The 25,128-nt window shown below is 47.8% G+C and carries 21 protein-coding genes; 12 read left to right on the top strand and 9 right to left on the bottom strand.

Features of this window, described 5'->3' with window-relative positions; all coding sequences use genetic code 11:
• Nucleotides 1-76 precede the first annotated feature (76 nt).
• From nuoF to hexA, 6 genes are all read right to left on the bottom strand, one after another.
• Nucleotides 77-1,441: an NADH-quinone oxidoreductase subunit NuoF gene (gene nuoF / locus Xbed_RS04335; protein WP_086111708.1), complete on the bottom strand. Its 1,365-nt coding sequence runs from the start codon at nucleotides 1,439-1,441 to the stop codon at nucleotides 77-79.
• Nucleotides 1,438-1,983: an NADH-quinone oxidoreductase subunit NuoE gene (gene nuoE, locus Xbed_RS04340; protein WP_086111709.1), complete on the bottom strand. Its 546-nt coding sequence runs from the start codon at nucleotides 1,981-1,983 to the stop codon at nucleotides 1,438-1,440. The genes nuoF and nuoE overlap by 4 nt, the downstream gene beginning before the upstream one ends.
• A 2-nt stretch (nucleotides 1,984-1,985) precedes the next feature.
• Nucleotides 1,986-3,785, bottom strand: coding sequence for an NADH-quinone oxidoreductase subunit C/D (gene nuoC, locus Xbed_RS04345; protein WP_208612193.1), 1,800 nt, complete (start codon nucleotides 3,783-3,785; stop codon nucleotides 1,986-1,988).
• 75 nt (nucleotides 3,786-3,860) lie between these two features.
• Nucleotides 3,861-4,535 carry a NuoB/complex I 20 kDa subunit family protein gene (locus Xbed_RS04350; RefSeq protein WP_069315203.1) on the bottom strand — a complete coding sequence of 225 codons (675 nt, stop codon included), beginning with the start codon at nucleotides 4,533-4,535 and terminating at the stop codon, nucleotides 3,861-3,863.
• 16 nt (nucleotides 4,536-4,551) lie between these two features.
• Nucleotides 4,552-5,013, bottom strand: a complete 462-nt coding sequence (locus tag Xbed_RS04355; RefSeq protein WP_086111711.1) for an NADH-quinone oxidoreductase subunit A — start codon at nucleotides 5,011-5,013, stop codon at nucleotides 4,552-4,554.
• A gap of 720 nt (nucleotides 5,014-5,733) precedes the next feature.
• Nucleotides 5,734-6,726, bottom strand: a complete 993-nt coding sequence (hexA, locus tag Xbed_RS04360) for a transcriptional regulator HexA (RefSeq protein WP_086111712.1) — start codon at nucleotides 6,724-6,726, stop codon at nucleotides 5,734-5,736.
• Nucleotides 6,727-7,525: 799 nt separating this feature from the next.
• Between hexA and Xbed_RS04365 the strand changes: the two genes are divergently transcribed.
• Both Xbed_RS04365 and yfbR read left to right on the top strand, forming a co-directional pair.
• Entirely contained in the window at nucleotides 7,526-8,740 is a 1,215-nt protein-coding gene (locus Xbed_RS04365) for a pyridoxal phosphate-dependent aminotransferase (protein WP_086111713.1), read from the top strand.
• 400 nt (nucleotides 8,741-9,140) lie between these two features.
• Nucleotides 9,141-9,722, top strand: coding sequence for a 5'-deoxynucleotidase (gene yfbR, locus Xbed_RS04375; protein WP_086111715.1), 582 nt, complete (start codon nucleotides 9,141-9,143; stop codon nucleotides 9,720-9,722).
• A 64-nt stretch (nucleotides 9,723-9,786) separates the two neighbouring features.
• Here the strand turns inward: yfbR and Xbed_RS04380 are convergent, their stop codons facing one another.
• The 3 genes from Xbed_RS04380 to yfbV form a co-directional block, all read right to left on the bottom strand.
• Nucleotides 9,787-11,616, bottom strand: a complete 1,830-nt coding sequence (locus Xbed_RS04380; RefSeq protein ID WP_086111716.1) for an SLC13 family permease — start codon at nucleotides 11,614-11,616, stop codon at nucleotides 9,787-9,789.
• Nucleotides 11,617-11,705: 89 nt separating this feature from the next.
• Nucleotides 11,706-12,380, bottom strand: coding sequence for a sugar phosphatase (locus Xbed_RS04385; RefSeq protein ID WP_086111717.1), 675 nt, complete (start codon nucleotides 12,378-12,380; stop codon nucleotides 11,706-11,708).
• Nucleotides 12,381-12,469: 89 nt separating this feature from the next.
• The gene (gene yfbV, locus Xbed_RS04390) at nucleotides 12,470-12,925 is read right to left on the bottom strand and encodes a terminus macrodomain insulation protein YfbV (RefSeq protein WP_086111718.1); all 456 of its coding nucleotides are present in this window, start codon (nucleotides 12,923-12,925) and stop codon (nucleotides 12,470-12,472) included.
• 265 nt (nucleotides 12,926-13,190) lie between these two features.
• Here yfbV and ackA point away from each other — a divergent pair, with 265 nt between their 5' ends.
• The 10 genes from ackA (at nucleotide 13,191) to tnpB (ending at nucleotide 25,017) form a co-directional block, all read left to right on the top strand.
• Nucleotides 13,191-14,393: an acetate kinase gene (ackA, locus tag Xbed_RS04395; RefSeq protein WP_086111719.1), complete on the top strand. Its 1,203-nt coding sequence runs from the start codon at nucleotides 13,191-13,193 to the stop codon at nucleotides 14,391-14,393.
• 190 nt (nucleotides 14,394-14,583) lie between these two features.
• Nucleotides 14,584-16,728: a phosphate acetyltransferase gene (gene pta / locus Xbed_RS04400; protein ID WP_086111720.1), complete on the top strand. Its 2,145-nt coding sequence runs from the start codon at nucleotides 14,584-14,586 to the stop codon at nucleotides 16,726-16,728.
• A gap of 299 nt (nucleotides 16,729-17,027) precedes the next feature.
• Nucleotides 17,028-18,803 carry a type VI secretion system baseplate subunit TssF gene (locus Xbed_RS04405; protein ID WP_086111721.1) on the top strand — a complete coding sequence of 592 codons (1,776 nt, stop codon included), beginning with the start codon at nucleotides 17,028-17,030 and terminating at the stop codon, nucleotides 18,801-18,803.
• 24 nt (nucleotides 18,804-18,827) lie between these two features.
• Nucleotides 18,828-20,639 (top strand): type VI secretion system tip protein TssI/VgrG, encoded by a 1,812-nt coding sequence (tssI, locus tag Xbed_RS04410; protein WP_086111722.1) that lies wholly within the window; start codon nucleotides 18,828-18,830, stop codon nucleotides 20,637-20,639.
• Between the two features lie 11 nt (nucleotides 20,640-20,650).
• Nucleotides 20,651-21,886, top strand: a complete 1,236-nt coding sequence (locus tag Xbed_RS04415) for a DUF2169 family type VI secretion system accessory protein (protein ID WP_086111723.1) — start codon at nucleotides 20,651-20,653, stop codon at nucleotides 21,884-21,886.
• Nucleotides 21,879-22,241 carry a DUF4150 domain-containing protein gene (locus Xbed_RS04420; RefSeq protein ID WP_086111724.1) on the top strand — a complete coding sequence of 121 codons (363 nt, stop codon included), beginning with the start codon at nucleotides 21,879-21,881 and terminating at the stop codon, nucleotides 22,239-22,241. The genes Xbed_RS04415 and Xbed_RS04420 overlap by 8 nt, the downstream gene beginning before the upstream one ends.
• 4 nt (nucleotides 22,242-22,245) lie before the next feature.
• Complete coding sequence (locus Xbed_RS04425; RefSeq protein ID WP_086111725.1) at nucleotides 22,246-23,529, top strand: polymorphic toxin type 15 domain-containing protein; 1,284 nt, start codon at nucleotides 22,246-22,248, stop codon at nucleotides 23,527-23,529.
• Nucleotides 23,529-24,164, top strand: coding sequence for a GAD-like domain-containing protein (locus Xbed_RS04430; RefSeq protein ID WP_086111726.1), 636 nt, complete (start codon nucleotides 23,529-23,531; stop codon nucleotides 24,162-24,164). The genes Xbed_RS04425 and Xbed_RS04430 overlap by 1 nt, the downstream gene beginning before the upstream one ends.
• A 221-nt stretch (nucleotides 24,165-24,385) precedes the next feature.
• Nucleotides 24,386-24,688 (top strand): IS66 family insertion sequence element accessory protein TnpA, encoded by a 303-nt coding sequence (tnpA, locus tag Xbed_RS04435; protein WP_086111727.1) that lies wholly within the window; start codon nucleotides 24,386-24,388, stop codon nucleotides 24,686-24,688.
• Entirely contained in the window at nucleotides 24,682-25,017 is a 336-nt protein-coding gene (gene tnpB / locus Xbed_RS04440; protein ID WP_086111728.1) for an IS66 family insertion sequence element accessory protein TnpB, read from the top strand. The genes tnpA and tnpB overlap by 7 nt, the downstream gene beginning before the upstream one ends.
• Nucleotides 25,018-25,128: the final 111 nt, after the last annotated feature.

The raw sequence follows: 25,128 nt of genomic DNA on the forward strand, positions 1-25,128 counted from the left end.
AACCATATTCGTTTCTACAAACTTGTTCGTTTTTACAAACGATGCCCGCTCTTAAAACAATGCTTGCAAAACAACCTTACCAACGCTGCTTAAGCAGGTTTGGTTGAATACCCGCAATCAGGTTGATATTGCCGTAATCTTTGGTGACGATGCCCGCTTCAAACTCTTCACGAAAGTATTTGATGGCACTTTGCAAAGGCTCTACGGCACCGGGTGCATGGGCACAGAAAGTTTTACCGGGGCCGAGGAAACGGCAGAGCTGTTCCAGTGTTTCGATATCACCCGGCTGGCCTTTGCCATTCTCAATGGCCCGGAGTATTTTGACACTCCACGGCAAACCATCACGACAAGGTGTGCACCAGCCACAAGATTCACGCGCGAAGAACTCTTCAAGATTGCGGGTCAGGGAAACCATGTTGATTTCATGATCCACCGCCATCGCCAGCGCGGTTCCCAACCGGCTGCCGGCTTTGGCTATGCTTTCGAAATCCATGGGGAGATCAAGGTGATTTTCTGTCAGGAAGTCGGTTCCGGCGCCCCCCGGTTGCCAGGCTTTGAATTTCAGGCCATCACGCATACCACCTGCGTAATCTTCGAGAATTTCACGCGCCGTCGTACCAAAAGGCAGTTCCCAAAGACCCGGGTTTTTGACCCGGCCAGAGAAACCCATCAGTTTAGTGCCGGCATCTTTACTTTTGCCTTCACTCAGACCGATGTACCACGCTTTCCCGTGTTCCAGAATGGCGGGGACGTTACACAGGGTTTCGACGTTGTTGACACACGTTGGTTTACCCCAAACACCGGAGGTTGCAGGAAATGGCGGTTTTGAACGCGGGTTGGCACGGCGCCCTTCAAGGGAGTTAATCAATGCGGTTTCTTCTCCGCAGATATAACGTCCCGCACCGGTATGCACAAACAGTTCAAAATCAAAGCCACTGCCAAGGATATTCTTGCCAAGCAGACCTGCGGCTTTGGCTTCTTCAATCGCCCTGCGCAAATGAACAGCCGCCTCAATATATTCCCCCCGCAGGAAGATATAGCCACGATAGGCTTTCAAGGCGAATGCGCTGATTAACATTCCTTCCACCAGCAAATGAGGAAGTTGCTCCATCAGCAAGCGGTCTTTGTAAGTCCCCGGCTCCATCTCATCCGCATTGCACAGCAGATAGCGGATGTTCATGCTTTCGTCTTTGGGCATCAGGCTCCATTTCAAGCCTGTAGAGAACCCTGCACCGCCACGACCTTTTAAGCCGGCCTCTTTCACCAATGCGGTAATTTCATCCGGAGCCATGCCCTTCAGTGCTTTTTCGGCTCCGTTGTAACCATTTCGGCTGCGGTACTCATCCAGCCAGACAGGTTGTCGGTCATCACGCAACCGCCATGTCAGGGGATGAGTTTCCGCTGTGCGGATAATTTCTTTCACTCCTGAATGCGTTGTCATGGATACTGCTCCAGTAATTTTTCAATTTCTTCAGGTTTGACGTAACTGTGGGTGTCCTCATCAATCATCATGGCCGGTCCCTTGTCACAATTCCCCAAACAGCAGGTTGGCAACAGCGTGAAACGCCCATCCGCCGTGGTTTGCCCCGGTCGAATGTTCAAATGCGATTCTATCGCTGCCTGAACCCCCTGATAGCCCGTGATGTGACACACCACACTGTCACAGTAGCGAATAATGTGGCGTCCTACCGGCTGACGGTAGATCTGGCTGTAAAACGTCGCCACACCTTCCACATCACTGGCAGGAATACCTAACACCTCAGCAATGGCATAAATGGCACCATCCGGCACCCAGCCACGATGTTTCTGCACAATTTTCAGTGCTTCAATTGACGCAGCCCGCGGGTCTTCGTAGTGGTGTTTTTCCTGCTCAATGGCATCACGCTCTTCCGCACTCAGTACAAATTTACCCGCTGTCTGAGCGTCCGTTACGTTAACCACATCAAGGCGTGCTTGCTTGTTTGCGTTAAATTCACTTTGCATCGTTAGCGATCCACATCAGACATAACAAAATCGATACTACCCAGATAAACGATAAGGTCAGAAACCAGACTGCCGCGGATCACCGATGGAATTTGCTGCAAATGCGCAAAACTGGGTGTGCGGATACGGGTACGGTAGCTCATGGTGCTACCATCGCTGGTGAGGTAATAGCTGTTGATACCCTTAGTCGCTTCGATCATCTGGAATGATTCATTGGCAGGCATGACCGGTCCCCATGACACTTGCAAGAAGTGGTTAATCATGGTTTCGATGTGCTGCAACGTGCGTTCTCTCGGCGGCGGCGTCGTCAATGGATGATCAGCCTTGAATGGGCCTTCTGGCATATTTTTGCGGCACTGCTCAAGGATGCGCATACTCTGGCGGATTTCTTCCACTTTCAGCATCACGCGGTCATAACAGTCGCCGTTGTAGCCAGTCGGCACTTCAAAATCGAAGTTTTCATAACCGGAATAGGGACGCCATTTACGCACGTCAAAACTGATACCGGTTGCCCGCAGACCTGCGCCGGTGACTCCCCAGTCCAGAGCCTGTTTTGCATTGTAGGCAGCTACACCTACAGAACGCCCTTTCAATACGCTGTTTTTCAGCGCGGCCTTAACATAGGAGTTCAAACGTTTCGGCAACCAGTCCAGCAAGTCACGCAGCAGTTTATCCCAGCCGCGTGGCAAATCATGGGCAACGCCACCGATACGGAACCATGCCGGATGCATCCGGAAGCCGGTAATCGCCTCAACCACGTCGTAAACTTTTTGTCGGTCAGTAAAGGCAAAAAAGACCGGAGTCATTGCGCCAACGTCCTGGATGAATGTACTGATATAAAGCAGGTGGCTATTGATGCGGAACAGCTCAGATAACATGACACGAATGGTTTTCACACGATCCGGGACTTCAATCCCTGCCAGTTTCTCAACCGCCAGTACATAAGGCATTTCGTTGACACATCCCCCCAGATATTCAACCCGGTCGGTATAAGGAATATAACTGTGCCATGACTGACGCTCCCCCATTTTTTCTGCGCCGCGATGGTGGTAGCCAATATCGGGAACACAATCGACGATCTCTTCACCATCAAGTTGCAGAACAATGCGGAATGCCCCGTGAGCGGAAGGATGGTTGGGGCCGAGGTTGAGGAACATGAAGTCCTCATTATCAGTACCCCGTTTCATGCCCCACTCTTCTGGTTTGAACGTCAGGGCTTCCATTTCCAGATCTTCTTTCTGCTTGGTCAGGATGAAAGGATCGAATTCCGTGGCACGCGCAGCGTATTCCTTGCGCAACGGATGTCCTTCCCATGTGGGGGGCATCAGGATGCGGCGCAAATTCGGATGACCATTAAATGTGATGCCAAACATTTCCCACGTTTCACGCTCATACCAATTGGCATTCGGGAAAATTGACGTCACCGTCGGGATATTCAGGTTCTGCTCAGTAAGCGCGACTTTCAACATAATGTCGCGGTTGCGCTCAATGGAAATCAAGTGATAAAACACCGAAAAATCGGCATCAGGTAACCCTTGCCGATGAGAACGCTGACGCTCATCCATGCCATGCAGGTCAAACAGCATGACATAAGGTTTAGGCAACTTTTTCAGGAATATCATTACGTCCAGTAACTTTTCCCGTTTAACCCACACAACGGGCATACCGGTACGAGTCGGCTGGACAGTAAAGGCATCCGGGCCAAAGTGACGATTAAGCTCGCCAACAACAGGATCATCAAGGTGATCTCGTGTTTGCCAAGCGGGTCGGGCGCTTTCTTGCGCTATCTGATCTGTCATCATTCTTCACCACAACGCTTGATCAGGGTTTTTGTGATCGCAACACATTGCTCTGGTTACGCCATAGGGCTAAAAGCCTTAAATTTCGTCTGGAGTACGCAGGTTTTTCACTGCGATACGTTCACCACGCTTCCGTTCTCTTTCTGATTGCATATTTGCGCGGTAAACCCCCTGATCGCCAACAACCCATGATAACGGGCGGCGTTCTTTGCCTATGGACTCCTGCAATAACAGCAGTGCCTGCATATAGGCTTCCGGGCGGGGAGGACAGCCAGGAATGTAAACATCGACAGGAATAAACTTATCAACCCCTTGAACCACGGAGTAAATATCGTACATTCCCCCGGAGTTTGCACAGGCTCCCATTGAAATAACCCACTTTGGTTCCAGCATTTGATCGTAGAGACGTTGAATGACAGGGGCCATTTTGACGAAGCAGGTTCCGGAGATCACCATAAAGTCAGCCTGGCGGGGAGATGCCCGCAAGACTTCTGCACCAAAGCGGGCAACATCGTGGACTGCGGTAAACGATGTCACCATTTCCACATAGCAGCAAGAAAGCCCGAAGTTATAGGGCCACAGGGAATTTTTTCTTCCCCAGTTCACCATGTCATGCAGAGCATGTTCTAATTTGCCCATATAGACACTACGGTGAACGTGCTGCTCCAGGGGGTCACTAACAATTTCCTGTTTTTGCAGGGGATAACGGTCATTCTCACCGTTCGGATCTATGCGGGTGAGCGTATAATCCATCTTTCATGCCTCGCTATTACTGCATATGACTGTTGTTGGTATTGGTATTAATATTGGTATAAGTGTCAGCACTGGGTTTACTGACCTGACGTTTTGAACGCGCCGGTGTCCAATCCAACGCGCCAATGCGCGCCAGATAAACCAGACCTGCCAATAACACCAAAATGAAAATGCTTGCTTCGACAAAGCCCAACCAACCGCTCTCTTTGATTGAGACGGCCCAGGCATATAAGTAAAGGGCTTCAACATCGAAGATGACAAAGAACATGGCAACCAGATAAAACTTCGCCGACAGGCGCATACGGGCGCTGCCGACAGAATCGATACCTGATTCATAAGGTATGTGTTTTGCTCTGGCTTTCGCCCTGCCCCCCATGAAATACCCACCCAGTAACATGAGTGCGCACAAACCAAGGGCACCGATTAGGAAAACCGCAAATGCCCAGTGATGGGCCAAAATTCCAGTGGATGTAGACATACTCGTTGCTTACTCATCAAAAGTGGTGTCAAGGTGTCTGCTCTTTTTGCCGGCAGTGTTGCACCACATCGATTCATGGGAAGGGATAACAACCAAATCTGAAACAGCGCTAATCAATCTCTTTTACCGCTTGAATCGTCTTGGTTTTTATTCCTCTCAACAATATTTTGCCACAAGGACAAAAAGTGTTTACCTATTTATTTACAAACTACAAACCATTAATTAACAGATTGTGCTGACATACCGCTAAAACGAGTCAGTCGCGTAAAAAACCCTCTTCCTGACTTAGCTAGTCTAACCGATAACTCGACTTTACTACACCATTATCGCAGGAAAAACCTGTCTTTCCAGTGTGCTTCTTAAGGTATTTTTATGATCAAGTGCACAATTTCGTTGAAAAACATTCAACACATGAACGGAATTTATTCAAATCTTAATGGATTGTTTCTAAAAAGAACTATTTGACTGTGATAAGACAACTATTTCTAAAAACGGATTTATTTTATCAATTCAGAAAAATTAAATTTGTTAACACAGCAACATTCTTTTAACTAAAATTCGAAAGAGAGATAAAAATTGGTAGGGTATATTTCTTAAGGGAAATATCAGAAATGGGAATGAAAACCTAAGAGGATTATTAATAAGCAATTAGCAAACAGGCTAATATCTCCACAAATAAAATGGAAATATTAGCCTATAAAACACAGAATACTTAAATCGTTATTCGTCTATATTTTCGACGGGGGTTTCATCGTCTGATTCAGTTGATTTAGTGATATCAATGGACTCAATAGATTCATCCACTTCATCAGGTTCATCAGATTCAACAGGCGTTACGGTATAAGGTGTTTTCTTATTTTCTATGGCATCAAAAACAGTCAGAACGGATTCATTTTGTTCATTACTGTTACGATATAAGAAGAATTGAATTTCGGGTAAGCGTGGTAGCCCCTCACTTTCACCCAGAATTCTCAGGTCTGCATTATGCAATTCCAGAGGACGGGCTGTAATACCCACTTCTGCATTTACCGCTGCGCGAACAGCAGACAGGGAAGCGGCTTCATACGCAATACGCCATGAAATGCCGGCCATATCAAGTGTATCCAGAGCAATCTGGCGGAATGGATTGGTTTCATCCATCACAACCAGCGGCACGGGTTCGTTTGTCTGTAATTGGAAATCCGGCGCGCAGTGCCATAAAACAGGCGAAGAACGCAGGATTGTTTTAGGGTGTTGATTAATTTTTGCTGTGGTTAATGCCAAATCAATCTCATGGTTATCCAACATGCTTTCGATAAACTGAGCACGTTTAATCCGCACATCGACCGCCACACGTGGATAGACAGAGGCAATACGGTTCAGTAAGAAAGGAAGAAGTGTATCAACCGCGTCATCTGACACGCCTATTCTCAATTCACCGTCTGCATCATTGTAAGTCAATGATGCGGTTGCATCGTCATTGGCACGAAGGATCTGGCGTGCGTAACCAAGAAGTTGAAGCCCGTGCTCGGTCAGAAGTTTATTGCGGCCGTGGCGAGCAAATAACTCTCTCCCCACGAGGTGTTCCAACCGCTGCATTTGCTGACTTACAGCTGACTGCGTTCTAGAAACAGCTGCTGCTGCTGCTGCAAAAGTATTTAAGTCAGCAACGGCAACAAAAGTTCTTAGCAGATCGAGATCGAGGTTTATTATCTGACGATTTGCATTTATCATTGTTTATTCATCACTTTTTTTTGATTTTAATTACTAACTAACCTGGTGTTTTTACTTCAGCAGTATCAAATAAAATAATACCGATTGTGACATTACTCTACTCTATTAAATAGGGCAAAGGTTTACTGCATTTTTTTCACTATTTAGAACATCATGGGTTTTATTTTCTCCTTTCTTAACAAATTTTATGCAATCCAAAAAATAAATTAGATATAAAACCCTATTTACATCACATAATCCCTAATTTCCAGTACAAATATCTTTTTTCTGACTTGCTTCAAAGAATAACGTGACCTGAATTAGGAAAACTTAATACACCAAGATAATATAAGAATTTTTAATAGATTAACCTTTTTCATTGAATAGGCCCGAAAATGTTATGGTTAAAAACTCAAAAAAATTATCAAAGTATCTGCGATAAAAACCTAAATTAACTTTACGTCAGCAAAGATAAATTATAAGAATACATTATACAAATCTTCTTACTTATATTGACAATTCGAGATTTCCTGACCCAATTCATTCAAAGTAACCACTGTCAAAATGTCATCCTCCGCACCCCAAGACAACTAAAAACACACCATAATACAGAATTTAACTCCAACTTAACATCAAAATCAAAAACAAAATACCAATAAAAGGCGTAATTTCAGAGAGCAAACTTATTCATTTATTCTTAACACAACCGTTTTAACCAAAGATATCAAAGCCCCTTCAAAAGATAGACTGAGAAGAGTACATTGAATACCACACTTTTTATGCCGGGTAGTATCCATTTCGCCAAGGGGTTAAGGCACCTATGTTTTCCATTAATAAATCCAGCAAATTAGATAATGTCTGTTATGACATCCGGGGGAATACCCTCAAAGAGGCCAAACGACTCGAAGAAGAAGGCAATAAGGTACTAAAGCTAAATATTGGCAATCCAGCCCCATTTGGCTTCGAAGCGCCTGATGAAATTTTAGTCGATGTCATCCGTAACCTGTCAACCGCCCAAGGTTATTCCGATTCAAAAGGGTTATATTCTGCACGCAAGGCGATCGTGCAGCATTATCAGGCAAGAAACATGCTGGATATTACCGTTGAAGATATTTTCATTGGTAATGGTGTTTCTGAACTTATCGTCCAATCCATGCAGGCCCTGTTGAATACCGGGGACGAAATGCTGGTTCCTGCGCCGGATTACCCCCTTTGGACTGCCGCAGTATCACTTTCCAGCGGCAATGCCGTTCACTATCTGTGTGATGAACAACAGGGCTGGTTCCCTGATTTAGAGGATATCCGTCGTAAAATCACCCCGCGTACCCGTGGTATCGTTATTATTAACCCGAACAACCCAACCGGGGCGGTATATAGCAAAGAATTGTTACTGGAAATAGTGGAAATCGCCCGCCAGCACAATCTGATTATTTTCGCCGATGAAATCTACGACAAAATTCTGTACGACGATGCCCAGCATCACTCCATTGCGGCATTGGCACCTGACCTCTTTACGGTCACCTTTAATGGTCTCTCCAAAACCTATCGCGTTGCCGGTTTTCGTCAGGGCTGGATGGTATTGAATGGCCCGAAAAAACAGGCCAAAGATTACATTGAAGGTTTGGAAATGCTGGCATCCATGCGTCTTTGCGCGAATGTCCCCATGCAGCACGCGATTCAAACCGCATTAGGTGGCTATCAGAGTATCAGTGAATTTATTTTTCCGGGGGGCAGGCTTTATGAACAGCGCAATCGCGCCTGGGAATTGATCAACCAAATCCCGGGGGTTTCCTGTGTGAAACCTATGGGCGCCCTCTATATGTTTCCCAAAATAGATACCAAACGTTTCAATATTCATGACGATCAAAAGATGGTGCTAGACCTTTTGCTACAGGAAAAAGTACTGCTGGTGCAAGGTACGGCATTTAACTGGCCAGAACCCGACCATTTCCGCATTGTCACATTACCGCATGTCACTGATTTGCAAGTGGCGATTGAAAAATTTGCCCGTTTTATCGGTCACTATCGGCAATAAGCCTATATCCGTTATCTTTCAAGATGCAGCTTTGTTGGCTACGCTGCATCTTGAAACCCACGGGGTGTGATATCCATCATTCAGGGCTTATTCCTGTCATTATTAATAACCTAATGGGATAAGCCCTTAACAGGAATAAGAACTTATTTCTTGCTTACCGCTATTTCCCTATAAATAAATTTTTCAAAAATAAATACGCCTATTGTTTCTCAAGCCACCGTTGTTTCTCAAACCACCGTTGTTTCTCAAACCACCCTTGTTTCTCCATCCACCATTGTTTCTCTATCCACCATTGAAAAGATGGAAAGCGATATATTGGTGAAAATTGACACTGAACAGGTTTACTTCCCTGCCTCATCCGCTCACAATTAACCCTATCATTCTGTTGAAAGAGAGAATCATGAGTCATTTTTTCGCCCAATTATCCCGATTGAAATTAATCAGCCGTTGGCCCCTGATGCGAAATGTGCGGACCGAAAATGTTTCAGAGCACAGTTTGCAGGTCGCTTTTGTCGCACATGCACTGGCGGTCATCAAAAATCGCAAGTTTAATGGCAATGTCAACGCCGAACGGATCGCTCTGTTAGCCATGTATCATGATGCCAGCGAAGTCATCACCGGAGACTTGCCGACGCCAATCAAGTACTACAATCCCCAGATTGCCCATGAATATAAAAAAATAGAAAAGATCGCCCAACAAAAGTTATTGAATATGCTGCCGATAGAGTTACAGGATGATTTTCGTTCGATTTTGGATGAACACCACCATAGCGAAGAAGAAACGCATATGATTAAACAGGCTGATGCGTTATGCGCCTATCTAAAATGTCTGGAAGAGCTTTCTGCAGGCAATACTGAATTCAATCAGGCCAAAACCCGGCTGGAAAAGACGCTGAAAGAGCGCCACAGCGAAGAAATGGATTATTTTATGCATGTATTTGTCCCCAGTTTTCGTCTTTCCCTTGATGAGATCAGTATATAGACAGGCATATCCCTCTGTATTGTCCCCCTGCTGTCTACTGTATTGAAGCGGCATCGCAGAATGATCAGAACGGGAAAAGTAGGGGAATAATTGCGACGCTGATACCCATCACAATTAACGTAAAAGGAATGCCCAGTTTCAGGAAATCGGCAAATCGATATCCTCCCGGCCCCAGCACCAAGGTGTTAACGGGAGATGAAACCGGTGTCATGAATGCCGCCGAAGCCGCCACGCCAATAATCATGGCAAAAGGCAACGGTGAAACCGACATCCCATTGGCCGCAGCAATCGCAATGGGCGCCATGAGCACTGCCGTCGCAGTATTGGAAATAAATAATCCGATAACGGCACAAAGCACAAACAAGCACACCAACATCACCCGTGGCCCCATATTGCCCGCGACATCCATCAACCCACGGACAATTAAGTCAATGCCTCCCGTTTTCTGCAATGCCAGGGCAAAAGGCATCATACCGACAATCAGAATAAGGCTCGGCCAGTGAATGGCGCGATAGGCACTTTCCATATCAATACAGCGAAATTTTCCCATTAACAGACAGGCAACCAATGCAGCAATAAAATTCGGAATTTCATTGGTGAGCATCATGGCAACCATCAGGGCAAGACAGAATAACGCATGAGGAGCCTGTGATGCGGCGGGAGCTGCGCTTTCGACTTCAAGGGGTAAGTTCAATACGATGAAATCAGGTGTTTTGGTTTTCAATGCACGGATCAGTTTCCAGTCGCCAATCACCAGCAATGTATCACCAAGCAACAGAGGCTCATCAACCAATTTGCCTTCCAATGCCTTGCCGTTGCGACGAATTCCTACGACATTGAGACCATAACGTGTGCGGAATTTCATGCCACGCAGCGATTGCCCCAGTAAATCGGATTCAGGGATCACGGAAACCTCCGCCATACCCACTTCACGGGACTGCTCCGAAAAATATTCCCCACGCAATACCATCGGTTCCAACTGTTGATCGCGACAAAACTGCCGTAAATCGATATCGCTGTCCGACATATCCACCAGCAGAACATCCCGCTCCTGCAATTCCATATCTCCGGTGGCGGCCATCATCACCCGACGGAATTTACGCCAGCGTTCAATGCCAATCACATTGGCGCCATAGCCGGCACGCAGACCCAGCTCATCCAGCGTATGCCCCATCAAAGGTGAACCCTGACGGACAGCAAGGCGACGGGCACGTCCCGATAATTTATAGTCGCGGATTAAATCACGGAATGTTCGGTGATAACGTTTATCCACGGTCTGGTGAGCCGTTCCGCCCAACCAGCGGCGGGCGATCAACATGTAAACCACGCCTGCCAGCAAAACTAAAATGCCAATCGGGGTAATGGAGAAAAAATCAAATCCCCGTAACCCCTCGCGTACCAACTCACTATTGACAATCATATTGGGTGGCGTTGCTACCAATGTCATCATGCCGCTGATCAAACCGGCAAAGCCCAATGGCATCATCAGCCGGCCGGGAGAGGTTTTCATTCTGGCTGCCACGCTCAGGACAACAGGGATAAAAATGGCCACAACCCCGGTTGAACTCATGAAAGCACCCAGCCCAGCCACCGATAACATTAACCAGGCCAACATCTTGGTCTCACTGTTACCGGCAACACGAACCAGCCAGTCTCCCATCTGGTAAGCAACACCGGTCCTGACCAACCCTTCGCCAATGACAAACAGGGCAGCAATCAACAAGACATTGGGATCACTAAAGCCGACCGTGGCTTCACTTAGCGTCAGTGTGCCACTCAGGACAAATGCAATAATCACCAATAAAGCCACAACATCCATTCTGACTTTATTGGTGGTGAAAAGCACAATAGCTATCAATAGCAGGGTCAAGACCCACAACAGTTCGCTATTCAATCTGGCCTCTATCAACGATATTTTCAGACGATACCAACGTGGATAGGGATAAGTAGACCCTTTTTCTCAGAGAAAATCCCACGTTATGATCAAGAATCTGTCTGATTCATGGTGTAAATCGACACATAACCGCCAGATTTGACAATTTCAATATTTTCCAGATTAGTGACCGTCAGATGGGTTTCATCACGGCGCGGAATATCCGGTAAATCATGGACAACAACGACCTGGCAACCGGCATCCAGTCCGGCATGAACCCCTGCTACCGCATCTTCAAAAACCACACATTCTTCTGGCAGTAACCCCAGTTTTTCCGCCCCCAGCAAATAAGGCTCAGGGTCGGGTTTGCCTTTTTTGACAGATTCAGCCGTCACCCAGTGAGCAGGCTCCGGCAATTCCGCCACTTTATGGCGCGCCGAAGCAAGGGGGATCGTTCCTGATGTCACGATGGCCCACGGAATATCCAGCGCATTCAGCTTATCAATCAGGGCAATGGCACCGGGCAAAGCCGTAATGCCTTCCGTATCTTCTGTTTCAATTTTTTCAATCCATTGGAAAGTGCGGGTGATCTCTTCTTCACTGGCATTGGGCATAAAATGTCGTAGTGACAATATCGCCGGCGTCCCATGAACATAGTTCAAAACTTCATCTCTATCGATACCCATCTTATCGGCAAATTGAATCCACGCCCTCTCAACCGCAGGCAATGAATCAACCAGCGTACCATCCAAATCGAATAAGAAACCTCTACATTTCAGTACCAAATCCAGCTCCTTCAAACGCAGCTATGCGTTAATCATTTGACCCATCTCAACAGCACTCAAAGGGGAAGATAAAACGGGGGTTCAGCGGTTTAAATATCATCAAGGAAAGAATTGTCCAGTTGCTTGAATGCCCGCTTCAGCAATTCCGCCAACGAGAAATAAGTCGGGGCGTTTTCCACAGGCATCATGGCAATACCTGCTTGGGCAAATTTTTCCCGAATTTCATAAAACCATTTCAGCAACCCTTCCGGCAGAGGGGTTGCCGCACGTTTTCCCAACCACCACAATCCCTGCAACGGCAAACTACAGGCGAACAGTGCCGTGGCTACCGAGGGTCCCAATTGACCACCCAGTGCAATCTGCCACGTCAGCGTGAAAATGGCCAATGGCGGCATAAAACGAATCCCGAAGCGCGTCGCCCTAATCACACGGTTTTCAGGAAAAACAGGCGCAAGCTGCTTCTCCAGCGGCCAGGTTTTTAAATATTGTTGACCTAATTGCATTCGCTTGAACCAACCTTGATTAACAGGCGGTGTCGTGTTCATTCTGACCTCAATCAATTAAAAGTATACTTTTTAAAAAATCCCTACAAAAGATAAAAACTTTTTTGTAGTATTAATACCATTAAGTATATTTTGTCTTTATTGCTAGCAAACGGTATCCTACACAGACTTTTATGTTGTTGCAGCAGCAAAACAAAGATTTTGACCTTATTCGCAACAATGGGATTCGTTTTGTTAACAAATCGCCTTAACTTTTTAACACTGTTCTTATTCAAGATTAGATCACAACAAGATAATAGGTATTTCCATGTCAAGTAAGCTGGTACTGGTTCTTAATTGCGGTAGCTCCTCCCTGAAATTCGCTATCATCGATCCTGCCAATGGTGAAGAATATCTTTCTGGTTTAGCCGAGTGCTTTGGCCTGCCTGAAGCCCGTATTAAATGGAAAATGGATGGCGCAAAAAATGAAGCTGCCTTAGGTGCCGGCGCAGCACATAGCGAAGCCCTGAACTTCATTGTTAATACTATCTTGGCTGAAAAGCCAGAACTTTCTGCACAAATTTCAGCCATCGGTCACCGTATTGTTCACGGTGGTGAGAAATTCACTTCTTCTGTGATTATCACTGATGAAGTTATCGAAGGCATTGAAGCCGCTATTCCATTTGCACCACTGCACAACCCAGCTCATCTGATCGGTATTGCAGAAGCGAAACAAGCTTTCCCGCATCTGCTTGAGAAAAACATTGCCGTATTTGACACGGCCTTCCACCAGACGATGCCTGAAGAAGCCTACCTGTACGCACTGCCTTACAACCTGTACAAAGAGCATGGAATTCGTCGTTACGGCGCACATGGCACCAGCCATTTCTACGTTTCCCGTGAAGCGGCCAAGATGCTGAACAAGCCCGTTGAAGAACTGAATGTCATCACCTGCCACCTGGGTAACGGGGGTTCTGTTTCTGCCATTGTCAATGGTCAGTGTGTTGATACCTCTATGGGTCTGACGCCACTGGAAGGTCTGGTGATGGGAACCCGCAGTGGTGATATCGATCCTGCTATCGTCTTCCACCTGCACGATGCCATGGGCATGACTGTTGCTCAAATCAACACCCTGCTGACCAAAGAGTCCGGCTTCCAAGGTCTGACCGAAGTCACCAGCGACTGCCGTTACGTGGAAGATAACTACGAAACTAAAGCGGATGCAAAACGTGCAATGGACGTTTACTGCCACCGTCTGGCTAAATACATCGGTGCTTACAGCGCCCTGATGGAAGGCCGTCTGGATGCCATCATCTTCACCGGTGGTATCGGTGAAAACTCTGCCCTGGTTCGTGAACTGACCATGAAGAAAGTTGCACTGCTGGGCTTCGAATATGATCACGAGCGCAACCTTGCTGCACGTTTCGGTAAATCAGGCGTTATCACGACCGATAACGGCCGCCCTGCTCTGGTTATCCCAACCAATGAAGAGTTGGTCATTGCTCAGGATTCAGCACGCCTGACCGCATAAGCAGCATGATTTTCAAGAACCGCCAGCCATGCTGGCGGTTCTCTATTCAATCAATGTATTCATTGATATTTTCTTAATAACTTAATAAATATGGCGTTGACTCAGGGTTGATGTTTTGTTTACTCATATCGCATCGAATATATTGAGAGTCACGTTTATTGACTGACGAGCAACCGTTAAAGAGGTTTCCGTGTCCCGTACAATTATGTTAATCCCCACTGGCACCAGCGTTGGTTTAACCAGTGTCAGCCTGGGTGTTATTCGCTCCATGGAGCAAAAAGGCGTTCGCCTGAGCGTTTTCAAACCCATCGCACAACCCCGCCACACGGGTTCCCAAGATCAAACCACTTCCATTATCCGTTCACACTCCAGCATTTATGCTGCTGAACCGCTGGATATGGCACATGTGGAATCACTGCTGACCACTGACAAGAAAGATGTACTGATGGAAGAGATCGTGGCGCTGTACCACGAAAACGCCAAAGGTGCAGAAGTGGTGCTGATTGAAGGTCTGGTTCCGACGCGCAAACATCCGTTTGCCCAGTCCCTGAACTATGAAATTGCCAAGACCCTGAATGCTGAAATCGTATTTGTCACTGCACTGGGCACCAACACCCCGGAACAGTTAAAAGAGCGCATTGAACTGAGCCGCGCGGAATACGGTGGCATCAAAAACCAAAACATCATTGGTGTCATTGTCAACAAACTGAATGCCCCGGTTGATGATCAGGGTCGCACGCGCCCGGATTTGTCCGAAATCTTTGACGAATCCACGAAAGCCACCATTGCACACGTTGATCCGAAAACCATCTTCAAAAACAGCCCGCTGCCGATCCTTGGCTGCATTCCATGGAGCTTTGACCTGATCGCCACCCGGGCGATTGATATGGCAAAACACCTGAAAGCTGACGTCATCAACGCAGGGGCGATTGAGAGCCGCCGCATCAAATCCGTGACTTTCTGTGCCCGCAGCATTCCTAACATGCTGGAGTACTTCCGTCCGGGTTCCCTGCTGGTCACTTCTGCTGACCGTCCTGACGTACTGATCACGGCATGTCTGGCTGCCATGAATGGCATCGAAGTGGGTGCCGTGTTGTTGACGGGGGGTTACTCCATTGATGACTCTATCCGTGAATTGTGCGAGCGTGCCTTCAGCACCGGCCTGCCGGTTTTCACCGTGGAAACCAACACATGGCAGACTTCCCTGAACCTGCAAAGTTTCAGTCTGGAAGTACCGGCGGATGACCACGAGCGTATCGAAAAAATCCAGAACTACGTGGCACAACACATCAGCAGCGAGTGGATTGACTCTCTGGCAGCCACATCAGAACGTCCAAACCTTCTGTCCCCACCGGCATTCCGCTATCAACTGACCGAACTGGCTCGTCAGGCTGGCAAACGCATCGTGCTGCCAGAAGGCGACGAACCACGTACTGTCAAAGCCGCCGCGATCTGTGCTGAACGGGGTATTGCGGAATGTATCCTGCTGGGTGATCCGGAAGAGATCCGCCGTGTTGCGGCAGCCCAAGGCGTTGAGCTGGGCGCGGGCATTGAAATCGTTAATCCGGCAGCCGTCCGTGAGCGTTATGTTCCTCGTCTGGTTGAACTGCGCAAAAACAAAGGCATGACTGAGGTCGTTGCCCGCGAACAACTGGAAGACAATGTTGTTCTGGGTACATTGATGCTGGAACAGAGCGAAGTTGATGGTCTGGTTTCCGGTGCGGTTCACACCACCGCGAATACCATTCGTCCACCATTGCAGTTAATTAAAACTGCGCCAAACAGCTCACTGGTTTCTTCCGTCTTCTTTATGTTGTTGCCAGAACAAGTCCTGGTTTACGGTGACTGTGCCATCAACCCGGACCCAACCGCAGAGCAACTGTCTGAAATCGCCATCCAATCCGCCGATTCTGCGAAAGCCTTTGGTATCGAGCCTCGGGTTGCGATGATCTCCTACTCCACCGGTAACTCTGGTGCCGGCAGTGATGTTGAGAAAGTCCGTGAAGCGACCCGTCTGGCACAGGAAAAACGCCCGGACCTGATCATCGACGGCCCCTTGCAGTATGATGCGGCGATCATGGAAGACGTGGCAAAATCCAAAGCCCCGAATTCACCTGTTGCAGGTCAGGCAACCGTGTTTATCTTCCCTGATCTGAACACCGGCAACACCACCTACAAAGCGGTACAACGCTCTGCGGATCTGGTTTCCATCGGGCCTATGCTGCAAGGCATGCGTAAACCTGTTAACGACCTGTCCCGTGGTGCACTGGTTGATGACATCGTTTATACCGTTGCACTGACTGCCATTCAGGCAACTCAGCAAGAAAACGCCTAACTTTCTGGCGAGATAACATGCCCCGGTGCTTTTGGCATCGGGGCATTTTTTTTATCCCATTGATGACCATTACGATAATTGTTTTATCTGATGAAAGTTGCCTCTCTCCGGTAGAAATTTCCTATATCCGGCAAATAGTCACTAACAGAGTTTCTAGTACTTTTCCTAAAAATCACCTCTTAGTAGTTAAATTAATCAGAAAATCAGTAAAATGTAGGGGCTTTTTGTTTACATATAAATTTTTTTGATGAAATGCCGATAAATGATTCGTTTGAATACTGATATAAGGAAGAAAAAAAATGAAAAACCGTCAGGGATCCCTGTACCTACAGGAACTGACCTATATGCGCGAAAAGATGAAATTAACGGCAGCAGAACGCCCCCACCTGACTGACCTTCTGAATCATTCCGGCGATCCCGATATCGAACGTTTACTTGAGGGATTCGCACTGCTCACCTCAGGTGTCCGCAATAAAACGGAGGACAATTTCCCTGAAGTCAGTCAGGAAACCCTCCGGCGTATCTGGCCTCATACTCTGCATCCTATCCCCCCCTCTACCATTATCCAGTTCACACCCCGTCATGGGCAACATCAGGGTGCCCTCGATATTCCCTTAGGAACGCCGGTCTCAACCGCCATAGACCAGCAAGTCATGACGTTCCGCACCCATCGGGATCTGCATATTGAGCCAATTATTGTGCTGGATAAGCGGATCGAGAAAACGCAAGCACACAGCAATATTATCCTGACGCTGCGCAAGACGGGAAGCGCCCCCGCCGTCTGGGATGGCGGTAAACTTTCCTTCTTTATGGGGACTGATCCGGCACGGGCTGCGCAATTAAGTTTCTGGCTGGATTGGCATATCCAGAATATTTGCCTGCGCACTCAAGAGAAAGAACAAAAGCTCAAGTCAAGTGATTTCACGGGCTGGGCCGCAAACCTGAATCAAGTCCTGTTACCAACGAAAAACAATGAGTTCGCATTCCTGCAACAGATAACAGAATATTACTGTCTTCCTCACGTTTTTGATTTTATCGAATTCGATACCGGCAATGACCGGGATTTAGTCTTAAACAGTGACGGAACGTTTGAATTGATTTTCCGTCTGGATGGCGGATTGCCGCTGGATGATCTGGGTGACGCTTTCCAGCTTGGCTGTGTGCCGGCGATACATCTGGAAATGATGACAAGCCCTCCAATCACACTGGAAGCGGATAAAGCACGTTATCCGCTTCCGCTACCGGAGGGGGTCACTCTCTTTCATTTACATGATATTCAGACCGCTAAACAACCCGGCAACCCGGCCTCTCAACGGAAAACCGGGGCTGAGGCGGAAAAACCACGCGGCAATACCCATCAATTCGAATTTATCGAACAGTTTGATACCCGGTGGGGATCTGACTGTATCTACATCCAACCGCTGGTTTCGGCCGATTTGCTCGGACGCATTCAAAACACCCTTCGTTTTATCGGCACAAACGGCAAGGATGCCTATGATCTGTCACCACAAAGCGTCAGTGCCCATTTTTACGGCTATCACAGCAAGGCTATGGCGTTAGGTGTCGGCGAGGTTGCACTAACGCAAGAGTCGGTACCCGCTCATCTGAGAGCACATAATATCACCCCGGTTTCCCCCGATTACCCGCCGATGATCATCGGACGGGACGATTGGTCACTGATCAATATTATGAACATGCCCCCATTCATGCTGTTCCATACAGAAGGTTTAAAAGCGCTGCTCCATCTGTTTAATTGCTATACCGAACATGATCGTGCACTCAGCCGCCGGATGCAGCGAGCGGTCGACAGCATTCTCCATTTAGACGCCAAATGGGATGGCCGTTTACGACGGGGCAGTGCCGGTGTGATCTACGGTCATTACCTGCATCTTCGCCTCGACCCGGATTGCTTTGCCAACCCGGGTTTCATGTATCAGTTCTGCCGTTTAATCAGCCAGCTTATGGCCTGTTTTATCTCACAAAATACCTTTGTGATGTTGAAAACTTACTGCCGGAATGAGACAGAGCCGCTCTGGGAATTTCCACATCTGGAAGGCCTGCGCAGCCCGATGTAACAAAAAAAAATGAAAATGGAGTGAATGATGATATTAAAAAGTGGATTACGTTTTCTCTGCCGGATGGGGACATTACCGGAGAACACCTTTTCGGTGGCTGATTTTACCCTGCGGGAAGGATTGTCTGACCTGTTTGTCCTTAACCTGACATTGGTCTGCCCGCATCTCCGCTTCGGTCGGCCGCCAGAGATTGACCTGAACTCACTGCTGATGCAGGGCGCTGTTTTTCAGGTGATGCAGGATATGACATTGCAACGTCAGGTGACCGGCATTATTTCCCATGCCGAATGGTGCAGCACCGACGGCAACAAAACGATTTATGCCTTTACGGTACGCCCGTTCCTCTGGCGTTTAACCCTGAATCAGGACAGCCATATTTACCACCGCCAGAAGGTGCCGGCTATCATGCAGACACTGCTGAAAAAGCACCATGTAAAAGCCGATTCCCAACTGGAAGATGCCCATCAGGACAGAGAATACACCACTCAAAAACGCGAATCCGATTACGCTTTTTTCAGCCGTCTGGCGGCCGAGGAGGGGATTGCTTTCTGGTTCGAAGATGACACGTTGTTTTTCAGCGACAGCCATCTGGGGATGACCGCTGATTTACCCCTACAGTACAATGCGCAGCCGGAAACCGCACACGGAGTGGATTCGATTTACGCCGTAAGCCTTGGCGTGGGCATGGCTCCCCAGCGTAGCATTCACAAAGATTACAACCCGGACAACCCTTTCTACGCACTTTCCCATCTGGAGAGCAACCCGGAGTATCAGGCATTAGGCTCACTCACGCCGTATACCGTCTATGAAAGTTACGGGCGTTTCCAGAAAGATGCGACCGCTAAACCATTTCTCAAATACCGCCATGAATTTCATAAAAACCAGACCCAAAGCGGCAGCGGCAACAGTAACTGCATCAAACTGATGCCGGGTAAAATCTTTGAGATAGAAAACCATCCTCACTCTCCGCTCAATACCCGCTGGCAGATTGTGGAAATCAATCATCATGGACGTTGCCCGGAGGCACTGGGGTCCAGTAGCGGTGAGGGCACCACGCTCAGCAATGATTTCAGCTTTATCGATGGCTATGCCGACTGGCGCCCGCCGTTTCATTACAAGCCACTGGCAGACGGTGATGAAAGCGCCACCGTCGTGGGGCCGGAAGGCGAAGAAATCTTCGTCAACAAAGACGGCGCGATTAAAGTCCATTTCCACTGGAACCGTTACGACAAAGCTGATGATGGTGCGTCCTGCTGGGTGCGGGTGGCTCAGGGTTGGAACGGCAACGGCTTCGGGTTTATGGCTATCCCGCGCATCGGGCAAGAAGTGATTGTCTCTTACCTCAACGGCGATATCGACCGGCCGATTGTCACTGGCTGCGTTTACAACGGACTCAACCGTCCACCACTGGATTTACCGGCGGCAAAAACCCGCACTACATTTAAAACGAAAACCCACAAGGGCGAAGGCTTTAACGAACTGCGCTTTGAGGATGCCAAAGGCAGCGAAGAAGTGTTTATTCATGCCCAAAAGGACATGAACACCAAAGTACTCAATAATCGCGACACCCATGTGTTGGCCAACCACAGCGAAACGGTAGAGAAAAACCAGACCATTAACGTGTACAAACACAAAGAAGAGGACATCGGGATCACCCATACGCACACGGTCGGAGAATTTTTATCCATTACGGCCGGTGATGTGATTGAGCTGCGCTGCGGCAGTAGCTGCCTGCGGATGGACAAGTTCGGCAATGTCACTATTCAGGGCATCAAATTCCTGTTTGACGCTGCCGATGCCATCCAAATCAGCGCACAGGACATTGACCTGAACTAAGGAGCTTTGATATGGAATTCAGAAACCTGACCCCTTTTTCGGTCATCAACTACAAAATGCTGGATACCGAAGACGAAGAATATCATGTTGTTGCCATGAAAATCGTCTATCAGCTCCAGCCTACTGGTTCGGGGCATTACCAGCCTGTACTGGAAGCACCTTATGGTGAGCTGACGGTGCAGGATACCTTTTCCGGCGAAATGAACCAGTCATCGGTTCAGCAGGAAAGTGATTTAGCACCACTGAAACCCAAATGTGATGTGATTGTGAATGGCATTGCCTATGCACCGGGAGGCGAAGCCTGTGAAAAAGTTGCTGTCCGGTTGCAGGTCACTCAAAATGACGGGCAATCGCTTATCGACAAAACCTTGCATGTTTGGGGAGAGCGTGAATTTCAACGTTCATCACAGGACGAATGGCAACTGACTCTACCGCAGAAGTTCACTGAATTGCCGGTCGATTACCAGTATGCCTTTGGCGGGCAATGCAAGGTCTATGAAGAAGATAATGCCGCCGCTTCTGTTGCCGAAGAAGCCCGGTTGTCCGAAACGCAGCGAGAGCAGCACCCGGAAAAGGAAAATCCCCCCATTGCCCATGCGACGTGGGAATACAATCCGTTGGGTACAGGCTTTATCACGCCGTGGTATGCGAAAGCAAAAGACCTCTCCCGCTACCCTGCGCCACGCATTGAACATCCAGATGCTCCGATAACGGAGGAACACTTTACGCAGTGGTTGGATCATCCTCCGTCCGTCACGGAAAAGGCCTGTCTGCCTGCGGGCTTGGGCATTATCGGGCGTGCCTGGCTACCCCGCCGCACACTGGCGGGCACCTATGATGAACAGTGGCTGGAAGAACGCCATCCTTATCTGCCCGATGATTTTCGTTTTAGTTACTGGAATAACGCACCGGACGACCAGCAAATCGACTTTCCCGACAATGACATCCGCATCAGCCTGTTCAACCTGACCCGTGATGGTGAACTGCATGTGCAGTTGCCGGGACACCGGCCACTTATTCTACTGAGAATGCTCAGTGGCGAAATGCTACCTGAACGGATGTACGCCGATACCATCATTATCGACAGCGAAGCGCTCACACTTTCCATGACCTACCGTTACCACATTGAAGCCGCATCGCCACTTCGGGTAATGGAAGCCCGTTTTGAAATGGACCCGGATGCACCACTGATAAGAATCGCGTCACCTGATGACACTGACAAAAGGGAGATACATATTTATGGCTGATAACTACATTGCCCGGACAGGTACACAGTGGATGGTCATCGGTATTTTGCCTGATGTCTGTAAAACCCCGATAGGCTCTTCCACGCCCCCTATTCCCTACCCCGTGATGGCTAAACTGGCAGACAGCGCGGCGATGGTGAAATCTGTGCGCACCAACGGTAAACCCGTTGTGGTTTTTGCCCAATCGTTTGTGCCCCAGACGCTGGGCGACCAACCCGGCGTAGCCAATGGCGTTAAAAGTGGCACCGTGGGTGGCAAATGCCACCCCAAAGAGCAGGAGCATTCGAAAAGCGTGCGCGCCGGCAATAAATTAATCCTGCGCCACGGTGACAAATTCTGGATGAACGGAGCATAAGGACATGGCAAAAATCAAAAAAACACCGCCTAAACCAGCCAGTGATGAGCCGTTATGGAAAAAACGGGCACATAACGATGCCCCTACTGGTGAGGGTAATACGTTAGGCGAAATCACGGGACAACCGCCAAAATCGACTCAAATACCAGAAGAAGCCAATCCCGTTATCCAGTCGAATACCCAGAATGAAGGAGGATTCTGGCACGGCGTGGCCCAAGGCGCAAAAGCCGCTGGCGGCGCTGTGGTAGGCGTAGGGAAAGGCGTGCTGAAAAACCTGGGAAATACGGCCATTGATGTTGGGGAACTCGCGTATAAAGGCGTTCAATACATTGCGGCATCAGAAATGGAACAAGCAGCGATGAGGCAGGGAGCTTGGGGTAATGAGGAAAATTCGAAGCAGTTACGTGATGCAGCCAACGCACTCAAAGAAAATGCGCGTAACAGCAATTTAGATGAATACAGGTTCACAATAGAGGGACCGGCTGAAGAGATTGGGGATTTCATTGCTGACTTTAATCCTAAAGGTGCGATCAAAGGTGCCGTTAAAGGCGGCGCCAGAATGATTTCCAAAATCACAGCCAAGGGAGAAACAAAGGCAGCGGCCAAAGCAGGCAAAAAAGCGGAACAGAATGCTTCCAAAGCTGATGCCAAAAGTGATAAACCGACGGAGAGTGCAGAAAAACCGCAAGAGCCACCTAAAAAGGGCGGTAAAGTAAAAGGGGTTAAGAAAACGAAAGTACCGTGTTTTGATCCCTATAACAGCAGGCGATATAAGAAATTAAAAACGGAGAAAGAACGGCAGGCGTTTTTGAAAGAGTATTCTGCACAGCTACGTAGACAGCAGGATGCTATTAATAATATGTCACCAGAAGACTTTAAAATTGCCAGAGATGCTTATAAGAAAAATAAACGGAATAGCAAAGCGGCTACTGCTCAAGAGGATTTTCGAAATGATACGGAACGAGATATATCAGACAAAATTTTCAGGAACCTCATTGGGAAAGGAAAAGAACCAGATGGAGCACAAGAAATAGCAAACAGAAAAGCAAAACAAGCCCTTCAAGGGTTAGCTGCATTACATGAACCCGATATGGTCGCAGGAGGTTATGGACAATATGCCCCTAAAAAAATGGGGGACTCTAGAATTAATAGTGCTATAGGAGGAAGTTGGAAAGGATCGCGTATCGGCACTCTTGATAAAGCAGCGAAAGAGGCGGTTGACAGTGGCTTAGGCGACACTAAGATGAATGTTCAATTAGAATTATGTCGGGGTAAGGGGAAAAAATAATGCGTGATAAATTTTTTGCATTTTTTATTAGAGAACTAGGAGAAGCAAGCCAGCATAGAGCAGTTCCTGCTGAAGCCATAGAAAAATGGAGGGGGAGATTACCAAATAAATTATTGTACTACTGGGAAACTGAAGGGTGGAACAGTTATCAAGATGGATTATTTAGTATAGTTAATCCTGATGATTATGAAGATATTGTAGATATGTGGCTGGAAGATACTCCATTTGAGTCAATGGATTCTTATCATGTTATTGCCAGAAGTGGTTTTGGTAAACTTTATCTCTGTGGAGAGAAAACTGGGATAAACTTATCAATATCTTGTATTTTTAATAAAATCACATATGACAAAGATAATTGTTTTGAAAAAAACGAAAAAAAATCAGAAATCGATATTTTTAGTTTCTTCGCAAGCAAGTCAGTCAATCATTTTGACTTAAAGGGAGGAGCAAAAGCAGGTATTTTCTCACGAGCAGTAGAAAAGTATGGCCCATTAAATGAAAATGAAATATTTGGTTTTGAGCCTGCTATCATTTTGGGTGGAGATATCAAACTCGAAAATGTCAGAAAATTGGATATGCATATTCACTTGGATATTTTAAGGCAATTTGCAGATCCAGATATTCAAGAGATTTAATCATTCCAATATTTGACATTTATCTTTGTTAAAGTGGCTGTTTAAACAGCCACTTCATATACTGATTATAGGCATAAGTAATGCGTGATGAACTTTTTGAATACTTTATTGAAAAAATGGGTAAGGCTACTCAAGTGTAAGCGTCCGGTGAACTCACCTTGTCCCTGCCATCAGGCGCGTGCACGCTACGGCTAATTTATCTTTCCTTTGGAGACTGAACCATGCGCCGTAACCGATACACCCCGGAACAAAAGCAGCAACATGTGACCCAATGGCGCCAGACGGCGCTAACCCGCAAACAGTATTGTGAACAGCATCAACTGACGCTGGCTTCCTTTCGTAACTGGATCACTGACAGCAATAAAAGAGGCCAACATCCCCGCACAGCCTTACCTGCCGTCTTACCGGTTTCTCTTCAGCCGGCATCGGAACAGAGCGTCACCCTGCATACCCCTGATGGTTATGCCATCGTCTGCCCTTTGACGCGGTTGCCTGAGCTGATGCAGGTGCTAAAACGATGCTGAAACCCGAACAACTTTTTCTGGTGCGAGAGCCGGTCGACATGCGCCGGGGGATTGATGCCCTGACCTGCCATCTTGAGCAACTAAACCTGCGTTGGCAGGAGGAAGCGGCGTTCATTTTCTGCAACAAGGCCCGCTCCCGCCTCAAGGTGTTGCGCTGGGATCGCCACGGTGTCTGGCTGTGTACCCGCCGTCTGCACCGGGCCCATTTTGTCTGGCCGAAGCAGGGCGAGCGCAGCTGGGTCATGACGCCCGCCCAGTTCGACTGGTTGATCCGTGGCATTCACTGGCAGCAGGTCGAGGGGGAGGACTTGTCCGGCTGGCAAAGTTAATTTTTTTGACTTCGGTCACCTTTTATCCGGATAATCCCGGGCGATTGTTGGGTAAACTGTCGCCATGAACCTCCATGACTTGATCGCGCTGTCCGACCCGGAACAGTTTCG

Source organism: Xenorhabdus beddingii (genome assembly GCF_002127545.1).
Taxonomy (GTDB): domain Bacteria; phylum Pseudomonadota; class Gammaproteobacteria; order Enterobacterales; family Enterobacteriaceae; genus Xenorhabdus; species Xenorhabdus beddingii.